Annotated in this window: 16 protein-coding genes; 3 read left to right on the forward strand and 13 right to left on the reverse strand. The window is 44.6% G+C overall.

Annotated features, from left to right (window positions below):
* Window positions 1–168: 168 nt before the first annotated feature.
* The 6 genes from fadA to rdgB form a co-directional block, all read right to left on the reverse strand.
* Entirely contained in the window at window positions 169–1341 is a 1173-nt protein-coding gene (gene fadA / locus B5J93_RS11085) for an acetyl-CoA C-acyltransferase FadA (protein ID WP_079326435.1), read from the reverse strand.
* A 23-nt stretch (window positions 1342–1364) separates the two neighbouring features.
* Window positions 1365–3515 (reverse strand): fatty acid oxidation complex subunit alpha FadB, encoded by a 2151-nt coding sequence (fadB, locus tag B5J93_RS11090; RefSeq protein ID WP_079326436.1) that lies wholly within the window; start codon window positions 3513–3515, stop codon window positions 1365–1367.
* A 251-nt stretch (window positions 3516–3766) separates the two neighbouring features.
* The gene (gene clpX / locus B5J93_RS11095; protein ID WP_079326437.1) at window positions 3767–5050 is read right to left on the reverse strand and encodes an ATP-dependent protease ATP-binding subunit ClpX; all 1284 of its coding nucleotides are present in this window, start codon (window positions 5048–5050) and stop codon (window positions 3767–3769) included.
* A gap of 59 nt (window positions 5051–5109) precedes the next feature.
* Window positions 5110–5763 carry an ATP-dependent Clp endopeptidase proteolytic subunit ClpP gene (gene clpP, locus B5J93_RS11100; RefSeq protein WP_079326438.1) on the reverse strand — a complete coding sequence of 218 codons (654 nt, stop codon included), beginning with the start codon at window positions 5761–5763 and terminating at the stop codon, window positions 5110–5112.
* 371 nt (window positions 5764–6134) lie between these two features.
* Window positions 6135–7469, reverse strand: a complete 1335-nt coding sequence (gene tig / locus B5J93_RS11105) for a trigger factor (RefSeq protein ID WP_079326439.1) — start codon at window positions 7467–7469, stop codon at window positions 6135–6137.
* Window positions 7470–7601: 132 nt separating this feature from the next.
* The gene (rdgB, locus tag B5J93_RS11110) at window positions 7602–8237 is read right to left on the reverse strand and encodes an RdgB/HAM1 family non-canonical purine NTP pyrophosphatase (RefSeq protein ID WP_079326440.1); all 636 of its coding nucleotides are present in this window, start codon (window positions 8235–8237) and stop codon (window positions 7602–7604) included.
* 147 nt (window positions 8238–8384) lie between these two features.
* Between rdgB and B5J93_RS13600 the strand changes: the two genes are divergently transcribed.
* Genes B5J93_RS13600 through B5J93_RS11120 form a run of 3 tightly spaced genes read left to right on the forward strand, consistent with a single transcriptional unit; the run spans window position 8385 to window position 10572 of the window.
* Window positions 8385–8534, forward strand: coding sequence for a hypothetical protein (locus B5J93_RS13600; RefSeq protein ID WP_158080739.1), 150 nt, complete (start codon window positions 8385–8387; stop codon window positions 8532–8534).
* Entirely contained in the window at window positions 8479–9567 is a 1089-nt protein-coding gene (locus tag B5J93_RS11115) for a YjgN family protein (RefSeq protein WP_158080740.1), read from the forward strand. Before B5J93_RS13600 ends, B5J93_RS11115 begins: the two co-directional genes overlap by 56 nt.
* A gap of 6 nt (window positions 9568–9573) precedes the next feature.
* On the forward strand, window positions 9574–10572 hold the full coding sequence (locus B5J93_RS11120; RefSeq protein WP_079326442.1) for a M48 family metallopeptidase: 999 nt from the start codon (window positions 9574–9576) through the stop codon (window positions 10570–10572).
* A gap of 48 nt (window positions 10573–10620) precedes the next feature.
* Here B5J93_RS11120 and galE read toward each other — a convergent pair whose 3' ends face one another.
* The 7 genes from galE to B5J93_RS11155 form a co-directional block, all read right to left on the reverse strand.
* Window positions 10621–11655 (reverse strand): UDP-glucose 4-epimerase GalE, encoded by a 1035-nt coding sequence (gene galE, locus B5J93_RS11125; protein ID WP_079326443.1) that lies wholly within the window; start codon window positions 11653–11655, stop codon window positions 10621–10623.
* Between the two features lie 23 nt (window positions 11656–11678).
* Complete coding sequence (locus B5J93_RS11130; RefSeq protein ID WP_079326444.1) at window positions 11679–12920, reverse strand: hypothetical protein; 1242 nt, start codon at window positions 12918–12920, stop codon at window positions 11679–11681.
* On the reverse strand, window positions 12907–14505 hold the full coding sequence (pgi, locus tag B5J93_RS11135) for a glucose-6-phosphate isomerase (RefSeq protein ID WP_079326445.1): 1599 nt from the start codon (window positions 14503–14505) through the stop codon (window positions 12907–12909). Before pgi ends, B5J93_RS11130 begins: the two co-directional genes overlap by 14 nt.
* A 9-nt stretch (window positions 14506–14514) precedes the next feature.
* A complete protein-coding gene (locus tag B5J93_RS11140; RefSeq protein WP_079326446.1) occupies window positions 14515–15384 on the reverse strand; it encodes a UTP--glucose-1-phosphate uridylyltransferase in 870 nt (289 codons plus the stop codon).
* A complete protein-coding gene (locus B5J93_RS11145; protein WP_079326447.1) occupies window positions 15384–16811 on the reverse strand; it encodes a glycosyltransferase family 2 protein in 1428 nt (475 codons plus the stop codon). Before B5J93_RS11145 ends, B5J93_RS11140 begins: the two co-directional genes overlap by 1 nt.
* Before the next feature lie 35 nt (window positions 16812–16846).
* Window positions 16847–18016 carry a nucleotide sugar dehydrogenase gene (locus tag B5J93_RS11150; protein WP_079326448.1) on the reverse strand — a complete coding sequence of 390 codons (1170 nt, stop codon included), beginning with the start codon at window positions 18014–18016 and terminating at the stop codon, window positions 16847–16849.
* 459 nt (window positions 18017–18475) lie between these two features.
* A complete protein-coding gene (locus B5J93_RS11155) occupies window positions 18476–20536 on the reverse strand; it encodes a glycosyltransferase family 2 protein (protein WP_167432605.1) in 2061 nt (686 codons plus the stop codon).
* Between the last annotated feature and the right edge of the window lies 1 nt (window position 20537).

The raw sequence follows: 20537 nt of genomic DNA on the forward strand, positions 1-20537 counted from the left end.
CGAATTGCGAATTGCGAATTATTGTAATGGCGGTTTTGATGATGTCAAGGGGCATGACGTTTTTTCCAAAAAATTTTTTAACCTTTTATTCTAGCACAGTTTGGCGGTATTGCAACACACCCCTCGACCAAAAAATAAGAGCGTATCGCTACGCCCTTATCCATCAGATTACACCCTTTCAATCACAGTCGCAATCCCCTGCCCCAGTCCGATACACATGGTGGCAAGTCCGATTTGGGTGTCTTGTTGCTCCATGACGTTGAGTAAGGTTGTGGTAATTCTCGCCCCCGAACAGCCTAAGGGGTGTCCTAGGGCAATCGCCCCGCCATTGTGATTGACGATGTCTTGGTTGTCATACAGCCCTAAGCCTTTGAGTACCGACAAGCCTTGGGCGGCGAATGCTTCGTTTAGCTCCACCGTTTGAATGTCGCCGATAGACAGCCCTGCTCGTTTTAGTGCCTTTTGCGTGGCAGGGACAGGACCATAGCCCATAATCGCCGCATCGCACCCTGCCACTGCCATGGAGCGAATTTTGGCTCGTGGGGTCAGCCCAAGCTCTTTGGCCTTGCCTGCCGACATGATGAGCATGGCGGACGCACCGTCTGATAGGGCGGACGATGAACCTGCCGTTACCGTGCCGTTTATAGGGTCAAATACGGGTCTGAGTTTTTGTAGGCTCTCAATATTGGCATCAAAACGAATCACTTCGTCCACCGTGCATAGTTGCAAATTGCCCTGCTCGTCATGCCCTTCCACGCCCACGATTTCTTTATCAAACCGTCCTTCTTGGGTGGCTTTGGTCGCTTTGACGTGTGAGCCTAGGGCAAATTCGTCCTGCTCGGCTCGGCTGATGTCATTCATACGCCCAAGCATCTCAGCAGTTAGCCCCATCATGTTGGACGCTTTTGCGATGTGCTTTGAGCTACTGGGGTTGATGTCCACGCCGTGCATCATGGCAACGTGCCCCATATGCTCCACGCCCCCGATGATAAAGATGTCGCCTTGGTGGGTCATGATTTGGGCGGCGGCGGTGTGTAGGGCTTGCATGGACGAACCACACAGGCGGTTTACCGTTTGTCCTGCCACGTGTTTTGGAATGCCTGCCAATAGGCTTGCGTGGCGAGCGATGTTCCAGCCTTGCTCCAAGGTTTGATTGACACAGCCCCAAATCACGTCTTCGATATCATTGGGGTCAAAATCATTTCGCTTGATTAAGGCTTTCATCAGCTCTGCCGATAGGGTCTCGGCTCGCACGTTGCGGAACATACCGTTTTTGGATTTGCCCATGGCGGTGCGTACGCCGTCTATAATCACTACGTCTGTTGGGGATAGGGTTGTCATGGTTTTTTTCCTTAAAATTTTAATTATTGATAAAAACTCTCGCCACGCTCTGCCATGTCTCGCAAGAGTTGCGGAGCTTCATACGCCTTGCCCAGATGAGCGTATTTATCGCACAAGGCGACAAATTCTTTTACGCCCACTTGGTCAATGTAGCGACACGGACCACCACGAAACGGTGGGAAACCAAGCCCCATGAGCATTGCCATGTCCGCCTCGCCTGCACTTGCCACGATGCTGTCTTCTAGGCAACGCACCGTCTCAGTACAAAACGCCACCATCAAACGGTCAATAATCTCTTGTTCATCAAAGTCGCTACTACCATCTTGTACCGCTTTTAGTAGCTCATAAGTGGTCGTATCCACGCTCTTTTTGGGCTTGCCTTTTTTGTCAAGCTCATAGTTATAAAAGCCTGCGCCATTTTTTTGACCCAAACGGTTATTTTCAAACATGACAGTCGTGGCACTCTTGTAGTCAGGCTTCATACGTTCAGGGAAAGCCTCCGCCATGACCGCACTTGCGTGAACACCTGTATCAATGCCCACCACGTCAAGCAGGTAGGCAGGTCCCATAGGCCAGCCGAACTTTTCCATGACTTTATCAATCTTGACAAAATCCGCCCCGTTTTTGATAAGTAAATCAAACGCCCCAAAATAAGGGAACAGCACACGGTTCACCAAAAATCCTGCACAGTCATTCACCACAATTGGCGTTTTGCCCATCTTTTGAGCAAGGGCAACTGTGGTCGCCACCGCTTCATCGCTCGTCTGCTCGCCACGGATAATCTCAACAAGGGGCATGCGATGAACGGGGTTAAAAAAGTGCATACCCACAAAATTCTCGGGGCGTTTTAGCGACTTGGCAAGCTCGGTAATGCTAATCGTGGACGTGTTGGACGCAAGGATAGCCGTGTCCTTGATGAGGCTTTCGGTCTCGGCAAGCACCGCTTTTTTGATTTTTTCGTTCTCCACCACCGCTTCAATGACGATGTCAGGCGTAGCAAAATCGCCATAGTTTAGGGTTGGGCGGATTTTGGATAGGGTTTCGCCCATTTTGGCAGTGCTGATTTTGCCACGTTCTACTTCTTTGCTAAGGAGTTTGCTTGCTTCATTCATGCCTAGGTCAAGTTGCTCGGATTTGATGTCTTTCATGATGATAGGCAAGCCCTTGACTGCCGACTGATAAGCGATACCACCGCCCATAATCCCTGCCCCAAGCACCGCCATTTCATTGATGTCGTGGGCGGTTTTGGATTGGTCTTTGGCACGTTTTTTGACCAGCTGGTCGTTTAGGAATACACCGACAAGGGCAGCCGCTTGTGGGGTTTTGGCGGATTTGGCAAAATTGGTCGCTTCAATCTTAATCGCTTCATCACGCCCCAAATTAACGTGGTTTTCTATCGCATCTAGGGCAAGGGCAACGGCAGGATAATGCTTGGGATTGGCTTTGGCAAAAATCACACCTTTGGCAGAGTTAAACGCCATTGCCTGCTCGGTTTGGTTAAGTTTAACAGGTTCTAGCTTTTCGGCACGTTTGGCTTGCCAGTCAAGCTCGCCATTTATGCACTTTTTGACCAAATCCAGAGCCGACTGCTCCACACTCTCATCCGCCACGACAGCGTCCACCAAGCCCACTTTTAAGGCATCATTGGGTTTTAGGGGGTTGCCTGTGGCGATGAGTTCTAGGGCGTTGTCAATTCCGATAATGCGTGGCGTACGCACACTACCACCAAAGCCTGGGAAAATACCGAGCTTGGTCTCAGGCAAGCCAATCTGAGCCGATTGCCCCATGACACGGTACTCACACACAAGGGTCATCTCACAGCCACCGCCCAACGCTGCGCCATTGATAGCTGACACCTTAGGAAATGGCAAATCTTCAAAACGGTTAAACACGCTGTTAATGTCAAGTAGCCAATTTTCCAATTCTTCTTGGGGTTTTTTGAAATAACCGACAAACTCGGTAATGTCCGCCCCTGCGATAAAGACCTTTTTGCCTGACGTTACAATCAAGCCCTTGATGCTCGTATCCTGCTCCAAGGCGGTTACGGCTTCTTTGAACTCGGCATTGGTGGCTTGGTCAAATTTATTGACCGATTCGGTTTCATTATTAAAATGAAATTTGACAATGTCGCCGTCTAGTCGGCTGACTTGTATGGATTTTCCACTATAAATCATGATTACTCCTGTTATGTCCCCCAATGGGGTTTGGTTAAATATCACTCATGATACGACCGATATGGGCAAAACAACAAATCACATTTGTCATCTCCATCTCGCCCACAGTCCATCACTGGCAGTGCGTACTTACTATATCACAATCATTTAGGCAAAATCATGACCATTTTGTAACATTGACTTGTTGGTCATTTTCCAATAAATTTTCAATAAAAAAGGCGGACAGTTGTCCACCTTTTGTGCCGTGCGTGTCATTTGACCACGGGCTTATCACCATCTTCTATCACCGCACGAGTCACCACCACTTCTTTGGCACCCTCCATGCTTGGCAGTTCGTACATGGTGTCAAGCAAGGCATTTTCGATGATAGAACGCAGACCCCTCGCCCCTGTCTTACGCTTCATCGCCTGCTTGGCGACTGCCGTCAGGGCTTCATCTTCAAAGGTCAGCTTCACCCCTTCCATGTCAAATAAGTATTCGTACTGTTTGGTCAGAGCATTTTTGGGTTCGGTCAAAATCTGAATCAGAGCATCTTCATCAAGCTCATCAAGCGTGGCAATCACAGGCAGACGTCCGATAAGCTCGGGAATGAGACCAAACTTAATCAAGTCCTCAGGCTCGACTTCTTTGAACAGCTCGCTGATTTTGGTCTCTTCTTGGGCTTTGACATCGGCATTAAAGCCAATGCCCGTCTTCTCAGTACGTTGGTGAATGATACGTTCAAGCCCTGCAAACGCCCCACCGACAATCATCAAAATGTTACTGGTATCCACCTGAATCATCTCTTGATTGGGATGCTTACGTCCGCCTTGGGGTGGAATGTTGGCAACCGTCCCTTCGATGAGTTTTAGCAGAGCCTGCTGAACGCCCTCGCCTGACACATCACGCGTGATGGAGACGTTCTCGCCTTTTTTGCTGATTTTGTCAATCTCATCAATGTAGATAATCCCACGCTGGGTGCGTTCCACGTCATAGTCGGCAGATTGGAGCAGTTTTTGAACGATGTTCTCCACGTCCTCGCCCACATAACCCGCTTCGGTGAGTGTGGTTGCGTCCGCCATGGCAAATGGCACATCTAGCATCTTGGCAAGGGTCTGAGCCAGTAGGGTTTTGCCCGAACCTGTGGGGCCGATGAGCAGGATGTTACTTTTGGCAAGCTCCACGGGCGAGATTTTGTTATCGGCGCGCACTTTTAGGCGTTTGTAGTGGTTATGGACCGCCACGGACAACGCTTTTTTGGCGGTGTCTTGACCGATGACGTATTCATCTAGATGTTCACGAATCTCTTTGGGCTTGGGTAGCACCGCACTCGCCCAGTCTTTATCATCGGCTTTGGCTTTTTTGGCTTTGGCATGGCTTGGCTTTTTGCCTTGCTCGTTTTTGGTGTTCAAATCCATACCGCCCAACATGTCGCCACACAGCTCCACGCACTCGTTACAGATGTTGGTATTCTCATCAATGCCAGCAATGAGCTTTTTGACTTCATCTTTTTTCTTGCCACAAAAGGCACAGCACGGCTCTTTGGTCTTAGTCATCAGTTTTCCTTTTACACATCTTTGCTAGGCAGGATAAGCCTGCCGTTATCGGTCATTTGCTACACAGGTCGTTTTTCAAGCACGGCATCCACCAAGCCATACTCTTTGGCTTCAAAGGCATCTAACCAATAATCACGCTCAACGTCTCGCTCGATTTTTTCAAGTGACTGACCAGTACGCTCGGCAAGAATGGCATTTAGGCGTTCACGGATTTTTAGGATTTGTTTGGCACTAATCTCAATGTCGGTCGCCTGACCCTGAGCCCCGCCCGACGGCTGATGAATCATCACACGGCTGTTAGCAAGGGCATAACGCTTACCCTTAGCCCCTGCCGCCAATAGGAATGACCCCATGCTACACGCCTGTCCTAGGCAGATGGTAGAGACATCAGGCTTGATAAAGTTCATGGTATCAAACATCGCCATGCCTGCGGTAACCACACCACCAGGGGAGTTGATGTATAGATGAATGTCTTTTTCAGGGTTGTCCGCTTCCAAAAATAGCAGTTGGGCAACAATCAAATTTGCCATGTGGTCTTCGACTTGACCAGTCAAAAAAATCACACGCTCACGCAGTAGGCGTGAGAAAATGTCAAACGAACGCTCGCCACGACCCGACTGCTCAATCACCACAGGCACAAGGGCAGACTGTGGGGCGGTGTGAAAGGTGTCGGCAAGTTGATCATAAAAAGGGTTTTTGCGAAAATCATTCATACAATATCCTGTTAAGTCTTGGGCGTGCCTGCCCTTTATAACACAATTTAAAATAAATATTTTAGAAATAAACTATCTGTTTTTGCATGAAAAATGGCTATCCGACCACTTAATTTAAAAAGTTAAGTAAAAATCTTAAAAATTTAGCCAGTTAAGTGGTCGGATTGTTTTTCATCGTCAAAAGCTCGTTTGATAGAACGACTATCAGACTTCACTTTTTCCTTGAAAAACGGGCGATTTCCCTTATTTTTCATTGCAAATACAAAAGGCAGGCACGCCCTTAAAAATTCAAATGAAATCAAGCTATTTTACCACAAAATAAAAATACCCCAACACTTTTTGTTAGGGTATTTGTGTCATTTTTTGGCAACTTACATTTGGGCTTGCTGAGCTGCCGCCAATAGGTCTTGGTATTTGACTTCTTTGTCGGTCACTTTGCCTTGTGATAGGATGTATTCCACCACTTGGTCTTCTAGCACGACCGCTTCGATACCAGCACGCTCTTGTTTGTCGTTGGTGTAGTATTCGATGACCTCGGCAGGGTCTTCGTAGTTTTCGGCAGCCTCGCTGATAAAGGCAGTCACACGCTCTTGGTCAACTTCTAGCTTTTGCTTGTCGATGATTTGACCCACGAGCACGCCCAGACGTACCGCACGCAACGCTTGGTCTTCAAACAGCTCATCAGGTAGCATGTTTTTGTCAAAAGTATTTGGGTTGGCACCAAACTGCTGGGCAAAACGTTGTAGCATTAGGTTACGCTGACGGTCAATCTCCCCAGCCAGCATGGCATTTGGCACGTCAAATTCGTTTTTCTCAACCAACGCGTCAAAGGTAGCTTGCTTGACTTGGTTGCGAGCGGCACTCTTAATCTCACGCTCCATATTTTTACGAACATCCGCTTTTAGCTTGTCAAGACCACCTTCACTCACACCGAACAGCTCAAAGAATTCATCGTTTAGCTCAGGTAGTTTGGCTTCTTTGGCTTCTTTAACAGTGATTTTAAAGTCTGCTTCTTTGCCTTTTAGGTTCTCGGCTTGATAATCTTCTGGGAAAGTTACCTTGATGGTTTTCTCTTCGCCCGCTTTCATGCCTTTCATGCCGTCTTCAAAGCCTGGAATCATCTGACCTGAACCGATGATAAGACGATAGTTCTCAGCACTGCCACCTTCGAATTTCTCGCCATCGATTGAGCCTTCAAAATCAAACGTCGCTTCATCACCGTCTGCCAGCTCGCCATCTTTGGTTTCAAAGGTTTGGCGTTGTTTTTGTAGGTTTTCAATCATGGTGTCCACGTCTTCATCAGACACGGTGGCAACTTGACGCTCCACTTCAATCTCGCTAAGACCTTTAACTTCCACTTCTGGCATGGTTTCAACAGACGCTTGGTACACCAAAAAGTCGTTTTCTAGCTTGACATCATCAATGCTAGGCACGCCCACGGCACGCACTTTTTTGTCAGCCAATACTTCAAAAACGGTGTCACGAATGACATCATTGATGACTTCTTGCTGAATGCCGGCACCATACTGAGCACGGATGTGACTCACAGGCACTTTACCTTTACGAAAGCCATCAATTTTGGCAGTTTTAGCAAGGCTACGAATACGGCTTTCCACTTTGCTCTGGATGGTACCAACAGGTACTTTAACGGTCAATTGGGTTTCTTTGTCTGAGATGACATTTACAGCAACGTCTAAGTTACTCATGGGGAATCTACCTTAAAATTTGTTAAAATTCAATCACTTATTTAGTGAAATTCTCAAAAATTGGGTAAGCATTTTATAAAAACGCCCACAAAAATCCTAAAAGATGAGTAGTATAGCTTTTTTTTGGCAAAATTACAACCTATCAAATTCGCCCTGTTTTAAATGGGCGATGAGCTTATCTAGGGCTTGCCCTCGATGACTGATTGCATTTTTTTCGCTCTTTTCTAATTGTGCCGAAGTTTTATTAAGCTCTGGTAGCCAAAATAAGGGGTCATAACCAAAGCCATGCTCGCCCATCGGCTCTTTTAAAATCTGCCCACGCCACAATCCTTGGGCAATCATCGGCAACGGGTCATCGGCATGGCGAACAAGTGCCAACACACAGACAAAAAATGCGTCCACCATTTCGCCTTTTTCAAAAAAGGGCTGTAATTTGGCAAGTAGTGTTTGATTATTCGCCCCATCATCGCCTTTTTCGCCCACGCCATTTAAACTGGCATAGCGAGCCGAATAAATCCCCGGGAAATTGCCAAGCGCAGGCACACAAAGTCCGCTATCGTCCGCTAGGGCGGGCAGTCCGCTTGCAGAACTGGCATGACGAGCCTTAATGATGGCGTTTTCGACAAAAGACAGTTCCGTCTCATCAGCGTCCGTAATGCCAAGCTCGCCTTGGGGGATAATGCTAATGCCTAGATTTGCACCATCAAAAAGAGTTTGAAATTCGGCAAGTTTGCCTTGGTTGTTGCTTGCTAGGATAAGTTTTTTCATAAAAATTAAGCCTGAGTTTAATGTCTTATTTTATCATAAAATCAATAAAATTAATCAAATCTTAACTTTTGTATTTTTGGTTTGATTTTGGTATAATTTGTGTACTTCAAACAAGAGCCATTCTCAAATCAAGCATAAGGACATTGTATGTCAATCCCCAAAGACGACCAAAATACCTTCAACGCCTACGACACCCTACCCCCTACCAATTATGACACACCCACGCCACCTGCCCTGCCCGATGAGCCGTATCAATTACGACTTTTATTTTTATGGAACAGGGACGGAGTATTTTAAGATTTGGATTGTCAATTTACTGCTCACGATTATCACGCTTGGGATTTATTCGCCGTGGGCAAAGGTTCGCCGTCTGCGGTATTTTTATGGCAACACCGAGCTAAACGATGAGCCATTTGACTTTACCGCTAATCCTAAGCGGATTTTGCTTGGGCGACTCATCGCTCTTGGGGTGTATGTTGTCATTAGTGTCTTGGGGCAATTCTCGCCCATGGTGGCAGCGGCGGGCGGTCTTTTGCTGATGGCTTTGTTTCCGTGGCTTGTGCGTTCTACGTTACGCTTTCGGGCAAGAAATAGCCAATACAAAAACGTCCGCTTTGCCTTTGTGGGTACTTTACTGTCCGCCTATTTGCTGTTTGGACTGATTGTCATCATCAACTTGGTAATCGTTGGCGCAGGCAGTTATGTCACCCAAAACTTGCAAATGATCGGTTTGGGTGCGTCGATATTTTTGATTGGCTTTGCCCTACTTGCCCCATTTGCGTGGCGATTATTTAAGGGCTATCAGTTTGATAACACCCAATTTGGCGAGATGGCATTTGAGTGGCACGCCAGTATGCTTGATGTGTACAAGGCGGTGTTGATACCGATTGGGATTGTCATCCTTGCCTCTATTGGTGGTGTGGTCATGATAGGTCTTGGGGCAGTGATTGGGTCGGATTTTGGTGTGGGAGTTGCAGTGCTTGCTGTGATTGGTATGTACCTTATGATGCTACTTATCGTACCACTCACCCAAGCCTGTCTGCACAAGGTCGTGTGGGGCAATTTGACCATTGGCGAGAGTGAGTTTGTGCTAAATGAGTTTAGCATTTTTAGATTTGCTTTTATTCAATTTACCAACTTTTTGCTGATTGGCTTGACGCTTGGGCTATTCACCCCGTGGGCGGCAGTGCGACTTCATCGCTATAAGACCGAGACGCTGTCTTTGGTAAGTTATGAGAATTTTGATGAGATTATCACGCCCCAAATGGTAGAAGAATCCGCTTTGGGTGAAGAGATTGCCGATGTGTTTGATATTGACGTGTCATGGTAGGTTGTCATGAGTACACGCCCAATCATCGTACGCTATTTTGATGGCAAAACAAGCAAAGCCCATACCGCCCATATCCGCCCAAGCACAAGCCCTGATAACTTTGTGCTAGAAGGCGACGGCTTTGGCAGAGTGTATCGGACTGCCGACTGTGAATTTGTGCCGAGCGTGGGGCGGTCGGCAGGGGTGCTTGCCTTTGGTAGCGGTGAGCGGATTGAGCTGATTGGCGGTGTACCTGATTGGCTTGAACTGCACAACAAACGCCTATTTCAAAAAATCTCCATCATGGAGAGTAGTTTTGGGTGGATTTTGGTAAGCTTGGTCGGTGTTATTATTTTTATGACAGGCGTACTCAAATTTGGCGTGCCATTGGCATCGCACCACATCGCCCACTCCCTGCCCCCTGATGTCTTGATGGAAGTCGGACAAAAGGCAGAAGAGCACGTCATGGAGCTGACCGAGCCAAGCAAGCTGCCACAGGCTCGCCAAGATGAAATCGTCGCTCTGTATAACAAGCTAGATGGCAACCCCAAAGCCAAAGTGCTGGTGCGTGGGGGCGGGGTCATCGGGGCAAATGCTCTTGCCATACCGAGTAATACCATCGTCATCACAGACGAGCTCATCGAGCTTAGCGGGGATAACAACGAAATCCTAGCCGTGCTTGCCCATGAGCAGGGGCATTTGGTGCATCGTCATAGCTTAGAGCAGGCGATCAGCAGTATTGGTGTGGGGGTGCTGGTCATCGTCATCACAGGCGATGCGTCTGATTTGATACTCGCCCTACCCACCATACTCGCCGCCGCCCAATACTCCCAAGATGCGGAGATGGAAGCGGACAAATTTGCCATCGATGAGCTAAAACGCCTTGGCATATCGCCCATGCACCTTGCCAACTTCTTTGAGAAAATGAAAAAAGAACATGGCAACGGTCAAGGGCATTGGTCGGTACTGTCCACGCACCCCAAGACGGATAAGCGGATTGAGCAGGTTAAGAAGCATAGTGAATAGGACATGACTGTCATAATGTCGCAAAAACCGCCTTTGGGCGGTTTTTGTTTAGGCATGATACCCTCTGGGATTTTGACTTTGCCAACGCCATGTGTCCACGCACATACGCTCGATGTCGTATTCTGCCGTCCAGCCAAGCAAATTTTTGGCTTTATCACTACTGGCATAGCAAGTGGCAATGTCCCCTGCTCGTCTTGAGGCGATGACGTATGGCACGGACTGACCTGTGGTGTGGATAAAAGCATTGACAAGCTCTAATACGCTTGTGCCGTTGCCTGTGCCTAGGTTAATCGGCTCAAAGCCAAAAGCCGTCTCACATTTGGCAATATAGTTAAGTGCCGACACATGACCTTTTGCCAAATCCACCACATGAATATAATCACGCACGCCTGTGCCGTCCACCGTGTCATAATCATTGCCAAACACGGATAATTTTTCTAATTTACCCACCGCCACTTGGCTGATATAAGGCATAAGGTTGTTGGGAATATCGCTTGGGTCTTCGCCGATTGTCCCTGATGCGTCCGCCCCAATGGGGTTAAAGTAGCGTAGGGAGATGATATTCCACACTTGGCTGTCCTTGGCGGATTTTGCCAAATCTTCTAGGATATACTCCACCGTGAGCTTGGACTGTCCATAAGGGTTGGTGCAAGAACGCTTGGCGGTCTCGGTAATGGGCAACACTTCTGGGTCGCCATAGACCGTTGCCGATGATGAAAAGATAAAGTTGGTTACGCCTTTGTCTTTCATGACTTCTAGTAGGTTTAGCGTGCCTGTTACGTTGTTTTGGTAGTATTTAAGCGGTTTTGCCACGCTCTCGCCCACCGCTTTTAGCCCTGCAAAATGAATCACGCCAAAAAAATCATGCTCATCAAACACTCGCTCCAAATGAGCCTTATCTAGCACATCGCCTTTGATAAATGCTATCTGCGTACCGACAATCTTTTGCACACACCCAATCGCCACAGGGCTAGAATTGGACAAATTATCATACACCACAGGCGTATAACCTGCCTTAATCAGCTCAATCAAGGTATGCGAGCCGATATAGCCCGCTCCGCCTGTTACTAGGATTTTTTTCATGTCATACTCTCTTAAAAATAGGTTTAGTGATTTTTCCGCCCCACACCAAAATACCCACCCTTTAACCTGCCAATCTCATCACAATTTAACACATTGGCGTCAAACACAGGTACACCGATAGCAAGGCGATTCACATCAAAGCTGTCAATGCGATTTAGGACAAATATCGCTTGCACGTCCACATCAATACCACTTGGTTTAAACAGCATCTCATCGTCATAAAGCCTAATAAGCTCATCATCCGCCACGCCCCCTGCCACATAGGTAGTAATGCCATACGACCATAATAGGGGCAGTAGCCGATGAATGGCGGAATTGTCGGTACGTCCTGAGCCTGATTTGTAACTACCGCCCACAATCAGCACCGTTTTGTCATCAATAAAGCCGTCAAAATACCGCCAAAATTTGCGAAACAGTAGCTCTTTTTGGTCGTCATTTAACTCCGACACGGCAGACAAAATGGGATTTTTGACGTTTTTGTTATCAAAGCTCGCCTGCAAGGTCATCATCTCGTTTGGCAATGTCCGTCCGCCAAAGCCTGCCCCTGCGGTAAGATAGCTCACCCCCAGCCGTCCGTCTTGCCCCATGATATGACTGATTGTGGTAATATCCACGCCTTGACGGTCGGCAAGCCGTGATAACTCATTCATGAGGCTCACCCGAGTAGCAAGCATTGCCATGACGGACGCACGGGCGAACTCTGCGGTAGCGATGTCAGTCGTTTGCACTGATTTTGCCCCATTTATCACAGGCATGAGGGCGGATAATGGATGGTCGGTCTTTTGTCCGATGAGCAGTAGGTGCGGATTTAGCATGGATGTAAAGGCTTGTCCATCCACCAAAAACACAAACGGCACATAATACACCAAGGCACGTTTTAGCCCCTTTGCCAAGGCATCAAAATCCCCCAAGGGCAAGTTACCACTTAGGATAACAGGGCTTGTGTCATTGGCTTTATTAAAGGCAGTTATCCACACGGATACGTCCACATTATCAAAACACACATCGCTCACAAATAGCCAACAAAGCTCGGACTCCTTTGGCACAAAGTCGTCAAAACCCACAAGGGTAATGACTTCACGGCTTTTGTACATCTCGTACAAAGCGACAAGCTCATGCTCAAAGGCGTACTGGCGAGCGATGTCGTCCAAGTCATTGCCATAAATCACGACACGCTTGCCAAGACTTGCCAAGACAACGGCAGTCGTTAGGCAGTCTATGCTATGTCCGACAAGGGTGCAGGGCTTTTGGTTAGTCGTGTGCATGGCTATCCTTGATGATGTTTAATAAAAAATTGGTGGAGCTGTCAAAGTCGCCCACGCCCTGCCCGTTTAGCACGTCAAACACGCTGTTTGCCATGATTTTACCCATTTCAACACCCCATTGGTCAAAGGGGTTAATGCCCCAAAGCACGGACGCCACATAGACTTTATGCTCATATAAAGCGATGAGCGAGCCAAGACTTTCTGGCGTAAGACTATCTAACAAAATGGTGGTGGACGGCTGATTGCCCCGATAGCGGTGGTTGGGACTGCTTGCCAAGTCTGGCAGAGCATCATTACCAAAGGCAAGCACCCGAGACTGAGCCAGACAGTTTGACAAGGCAAGACGGTGCTGATAAGCAAGCTCGCTGTCGTCATCGTAGCGACTTACACAAGCGATAAAATCGCACGATACCCTTTGCGTGCCTTGATGAAGCAATTGATAAAAGGCGTGCTGAGCGTTTGAGCCGACTTCGCCCCACAGAATTGGGCAAGTGGCATAATCCACCGTTTGCCCGTCTTTGGTAACGGATTTGCCGTTGGATTCCATTTCAAGCTGGGTCAGATAACTTGGTAAAAATTTAAGCCGTCCATCATAAGGCAACACCGTATGTCCGTTAATCCCCAAAAACGTGGCGTTCCACACGGCAAGCAAACCCATGATGACAGGGGCGTTTTTGGCAAAGGGGGCGGATTTAAAATGGCAATCCATCTGATACGCCCCGTCAAGCAAGCGTTTAAAATTATCCATACCCACCGCAATCGCCACCGACAGACTAATCGCCGACCACATACTAAACCGACCGCCCACCCATTCCCAAAAGATGAGCTGATTATCGCTATGAATGCCCCACTGGCTCATGCAGGCAGGATTTGCCGACACGCCAATAAAATGCCGTCTTAGGGCGACATCTTTGGCGGTAAAGGTAGTCAGCCACGCCAAAGCGGTACTGGCGTTGGACAATGTATCCACCGTGCCAAAGGACTTGGATGCCACGATAAATACGGTGGTTTCGGCGGATAATTTGCCAAGCAAGTTTTGCAAATGCGTGCCGTCCATGTTGGAGACAAAATGCACATCGATAGCGGTGTCTTTGTACTCCGCCAAAGCGTCCACCGCCATCAAGGGCCCTAAGTCTGAGCCACCGACGCCGATAGATACCACGTCCGTGATTGCTTTGCCCGAATAGCCCCGCCACACGCCTGTGCGAATGCGGTGGGCGATACTCTCGCACTTATCAAGACTAGCCTCGACTTGGGCGGATACGTCCGTGCCATCCACGATGAGTGATTCGCCCTTTGGCAATCGCAGGGCGGTGTGTAAGGCAGGACGGCTCTCGCTGTCGTTTACCTGTTTACCACTCATTAAGTCGTTGATTTTTTGGGATAACTCACACTCATTGGCAAAGTTAATCAGCGTATCTAGCACCGTCTTATCAAGGCACGCTTTGGCATAATCCAGCACCATATAAGGGGCGGACAGATGAAAAGTGTTGGCACGCTTATCATCTTGAGCGAACAGTTCGGTTAAAGTGGGGTTGGTATCGGCAAGGGCATGTAGGGTTTGCCAAGTAGGGCTTTGGTTCATGGCAAATCCTTAAAACGACTCGCCAATATGCTCGGCAAAATAACCAAATGCCTTGATATAAGTCGCCATGTCGCCCGCATCAAAGCTCTCGCCCTTTAAGGTTACCACGTCCATGCCCTGCTCGCCGATAAGTGCATCAATGGCATCGGTAAGCTGAATCTCACCGCCCACGGACGGTTCAACTTTTGCCAAAAAGTCAAAAATCTCTGGGCTAAACACATACCGCCCCACGACCGCAAGGTTGGACGGAGCGTCTTTTAGCGGGGGCTTTTCTACAAAACCCTTAACATCAAAAGATTGATTGGTGTCGGATTTGGCAATGGTTTGCTTATCGGCAAGGCGAGCAATGCCGTATTTGTGCACATCATCGTCCGCCACAGGGTCTACCAAAATTTGTGAGCGACCTGTTTTGGCAAACTTATCCAGCATGTACGCCAAATTATCCGCCTTAAAATCAGTCTTAAAGGGATCTAGCATCACATCGGGCAACAGCACGGCAAAGGGGTTGTCGCCTACGACCGCACGCCCTTGCAATACCGCATGACCTAGACCTAACGGACGACCTTGACGCACGCTGATAATCCGCACATCATCAGGCAAAAAGTTTAGACTGTCCGCCAGCTCATTTTTACCCTTAGAGCGAAGTTGGGTATCTAGTTCGCTGTTGATGTCAAAATAATTTTCAATGGCACTTTTTTGGGCGTGATTAACAAGCACGATGTTTTTGATGCCAGCACGCACCGCCTCCATGACGACATAGTGAATGGCGGGCTTGTCACCAAGTGGCAGAAGCTCTTTTGGCACGGCTTTGGAGAGTGGCAACATACGAGTGCCAAAGCCTGCAGTGGGGATGATGGCGTGGGTGATGTGTCTGGTCATTAAATAGCCTTATCAGTTTTATGATACTTTAAATTATAGCGAATATCATCTATATCCACAACCAAAGAATGGGGGATTTCAAATATTTTTTGGATTGTTTGCTCTTGAATGTCAGGCATTTTTAAAGGTTGTTTTTTTGTCAAACAATCAATGTGCCATAATTGCCAATTTTCCCAATAGTCCAGCCGTGTTAATGCCGATTGTCGGTTATGTACGCCAAATTTATTCGAATTCATCAAAGAATCCTTATGATGACTGGCAAAAGTTAAAGGCTGTTTAATAGGTAATATTTTATCATCGCCATAACACAACTTTAATCTCGCCCAAAATTCACTATCTGCACCTGTTCTGGCAATATGCCAAAGCCCAATTTCATTTTGGACTTTTTGACGGCGAAATAAGGGCGATGCAGGATTTTGTCTCAAAAAAGGATAATATTGCCTTGCATAAAAATTACCATTATTATCTATTCTAAGCCAATAAGAAGTTGTAGCAACTAAATGTTCATCTTTTAATAATGGTTCAACTTGAATGGCGATTTTTTGGGGATGAGCAAAATCATCAGCATCTTGACAAGTTAAAAATTCGCCAGTAGCATACATTACTCCAATACTTTTGGCAACAAAAGTCCCGGTATTTCTTGACAAATCAATCCATCTGATGCGACCATCTTGTCTTGCCAAAGCTTGAATGATGCTTAATGTATCATCATCACTATGATCATTGATGATGATAATTTCTAAATTGGCGTAAGTTTGATTTAATAGGCTTTGAATACAAGTTTTAATGGTGTTTTGGGCATTATAAGCCGTAACAATCACGCTGACCTTTGATGAATGCTCTTGTGCTTTATCAATATTGGATGACAAGTAATTAACACAAAAACAATCATTGTTTAAAGATAATGATAATAAGTGATATTCTGATAAAATATGATTAAGTTGAGTGATTTTCTTATCATTGGTATTTAAATAAATATTGGCATGTAAGCATTGCTTATCAATCGTATCAAAATGTTTAAAAAATTCACCACATTCTGATTCAAAGTCTTCTAAAATATTATTATCATTAGCATACGATAATGCCAATCCCAAATAATATTGATCACTAAGCCATTCTCTATGATTTAAAAAATATTCTACAAAAATTTTAGGATATAAATAAAAAGCTTCCTTGATAAATTCTTTGTGATATTTTTTTAAATCATCATTGGATAGTATTTGCCAAATCTCTATTTGCAAATATTCATCAGAAATAACAAAACGTTTTAATTGAGCAATTTTTTTGGTAATGAATGATTTTTTTGTTTGAATAATGGGTGTATTATTTAAAACTGTTTGATAAAGCCCCAATCGCATTGCTTGCCAGTAGCTTTTTGGGGTTTTATAACGCAATATAGCAGGATAATTTGCCACTTGACATGCCATATTATCCTGCTTTTTATGTTGTGTTTTAAAAAACACTAATCGTCCACCCCTGAAATATCACGAGTATAGACTTTTTCTAACACATCAGATAGTTCATCAGTCAAGCGATTGGCGATAATGATATCGGCTTTTTGTTTAAATTCTGACAAATCTGAAATCACCTGCATTCTATCGAGTTCATCACCTGCATATTTTGGCTCATAGATAATCACCGCGATGCCTTTGGCGCGCAGGCGTTTAATGACACCAAACATCGCAGACGAACGAAAATTATCTGATCCTGCTTTCATAATCAAACGATACACACCCAAGACATTGGGATTAGTTTTTAAAATGTCTTTGGCAATAAAATCCTTACGAGTGGTATTGGCATCGACGATGGCTTGAATAAGATTTTGGGGGACATCTTTATAATTAGCAAGTAATTGTTTGGTATCTTTTGGCAAACAATAACCACCATAACCAAAAGAGGGGTTGTTATAATAAGTACCAATGCGAGGATCTAGTCCAATACCTTTAATAATTTGGGCAGTATTTAGACCGTGTATTCCAGCGTAGGTGTCCAGCTCATTAAAATACGCCACGCGCAAAGCAAGATAAGTATTAGCAAAGAGCTTAATCGCCTCCGCTTCGGTAGGATCGGTTAATAGGATTTCAACATCTTTTTTAATCGCACAATCAAGAAGCATATCGGCAAATGCTTTGGCACGCTCTGACTGCTCACCAACAATAATCCTAGACGGATAAAGATTGTCGTACAATGCCTTACCCTCTCGCAAAAATTCTGGCGAAAAGATGATGTTGTCTACGCCTAATTTTTGACGAATGTTTTGGGTAAGACCAACAGGAATGGTGGATTTGATGACGATGAGTGCCTTTGGGTTAATAGCAAGCACATCATCAATCACAGCCTCCACACTACTGGTATCAAAATAACCTGTCTGACTGTCATAATTGGTCGGCGTGGCAATAATGACAATGTCGGCATTTTGATAAGCGGTGTTTTTATCAGTCGTTGCCGTTAGATTTAATGACCTAGTAGATAAAAAATCGCCAACTTCTTTATCATCAATCGGAGATTGACGATTATTTATTTTATCTACTTTATTTTTATCAATGTCTAAGGCAATGACGGTGTATTTTTGCGATAATAATACCGCATTGGATAGGCCGACATAGCCTGTGCCTGTGATGGTGATGTTCATTTTATTTTACTCTTAAATATTGATAATACAATCTCAAAACATTTGCCAACATCGCCTCTTGTCGGTATGGCTTGTCAGAATGTAACGGCAACATTGATAGAAATAGCAAAATAGTTGGAGCGACAATATCTCTATTGTTGATTTCTGGCACAATACTTCCAGAAATAAAATTTTCCTGAATTTCTTTCAATCTGTCATCGTTGATTGAAGTTGCTTAGATAATATTCCACTTGCTTATATTTGAAATTTTCATAAGAAATTTCAGAATTGATAATTATTTTGACGTTATGCTGATTTTCAAATTCATATAGTTTATTAGAGATATCAATACTGATAAATTTTGGATTTAAATGCAGAATGATAACAACTATACCAAAATTATATTCAAATAATATTATCCAATTTCCTCAATAACCCATCCAGCCGATCAGGATAAACTAGGCTAAAAGCCAGTTTTACCTACACTAAATCAGATGATATATTACTGCCACTATTTTTGATAAAGGAATATTTTCTACTACCGTCATCGTTGTCAGCAGCACTATATTGATAGTTAGTAATTCCTTGACGATTTAAAGCATTATTAACAACTAAAAAATGATTTTTCTTTTGAATGCCTAAGTTTTTAATAGATGTATTATTTCCGTGCAATACCCGATTATAACTTATCTTATTGATATGCTTAAATGACCCAACCTCACTTAATTTAAGATACATATCCAAATCAACAGCGTTTTCAATTTTCTCATCAAAACCAGTGGTTAGGTGCCATGCTCTTGCCGTAAACATCCTGAAATGATGAACTATCATTGCCGTAGTTAGCTTTTCCCTTGAAAATTCAGGCCAATTATACCCATTAGCTATCAAACTACCATCAGAATTTACATTGCGATTAGTTGTATACACACAAACAAGTGATCTATCCTTTAAAAATTCTTTCAAGCATAACTCTACTGCATCAGGTTCCAGATAATCATCAGAATCCAATTGACCAATATAATATCCGTTAGCGTTGTGAACTGCTATATTGGAAGCTGATGCAATCCCACCATTCTCTTTAGAAATAATCTTAACTCTTGGATTGTTGGCATATAAATATTTTACAACTTCTAGAGTATTATCGGTAGACCCATCATTGCAAATACAAACCTCTAAATCAGTAACAGTTTGGTTTAAGGCACTATCAACACATCTTTGAATAGAATTTGCACAATTATAGGCAGGAATGTAGATGGTTACCAAAGGCACTTTGTAAATTTGTGCCTCATTAATGGATTGGATTTTTCGATAAAAGTAAGGAACTTTTTGCTTTACAGCATTAATTGTAATTTTTTTACCTTCGGCTCTATCCGTCTCATTTTCTTTTCCAGGCGGTTCTTGATGATATGCCATACCACCCCAAACAGCACGAAAAAAACAACCGTATTTAAATAGGCGATAACCAAATTCATTATCTTCTCCACCCCAATGAGTAAATTCCTCATCAAAATAACCAGCTTTCTCTAACCATTTCCGTGCAAAAGCAACATTGCCACCACTAAAAAACCGAAATGGTGTATCACACAAACGCAAATCTTCAGTCTTTTTAAAATGTTCAAGTCGCCAGTCTACTGAAATTTCACCGTCATTTTTCCCCGATACAGAATTATTGGTTTGAACTTCGGGCAATTGTTCGATCAAAGCGGGGTTATTTATAATTTCACTTGGCTGAATATTATGTGTATCTACATATTTTCTTGGACCAATCAATGCAACATTATCATTCTCCTCCAAAAGTTTCATGTATGATTCTACCCACAGAGGATTTGGTGCCATATCACAATCTAATATCGAGACAAAATCATACTTAGCCGTTCTTAGACCTAAATTTCTGACAGCACATAGTTGATAGCCGTAGTCTTTTTGACGCACATACTTAATATCTAAATCTTTTTCATATTTCCTGACGATAGCACAAATGTCTTCTCTACTACCATCGTCAGCAACAATCACCTCAAAAGAGTATTGTGTTTTTTGGTTAATCAGGCAGGATAGTGTGATTTCTAAGATGTGGCCTCTGTTAAAGGTAGGTATAATCACCGACAGTCCAAAATTAGATGTCTTTTTATTACTATTTTTGCTTGTATTGCTCCAAAAAAAATCATTCACCCCTTCTGGCAAACTAGGCAAGACTAAATCTTTTGGCCAATCACTAGGAATTGGATTGATTGGTTTAATGTCCGCATCTGCAGATTTATTTTTTGTTTTTTTATACCAAGTCTCTAAAATGTCCTTGTATTCCTTATCTGAAAGTTTAGATTCTCCCATATTGGATAACATAATTTTGGTGGCATTATCTAAATCGTTTGATTGAGAAATAATCACAACTGAATCTTTATTTTGTATCTTCTTTTTTAATATTTCCAGTTGGTACTGAATTATTGAGTCGCCAAATACTTTACCCAATTCAACATAGATATCATAAGCTTCTTGGTACTTCCCCTCATTATACAAACGATTTGCTTCTACAAAACTTGCCATA

Origin of the sequence: Moraxella equi, assembly GCF_002027555.1 — a bacterium.
Classification (GTDB): Bacteria; Pseudomonadota; Gammaproteobacteria; order Pseudomonadales; family Moraxellaceae; genus Moraxella; species Moraxella equi.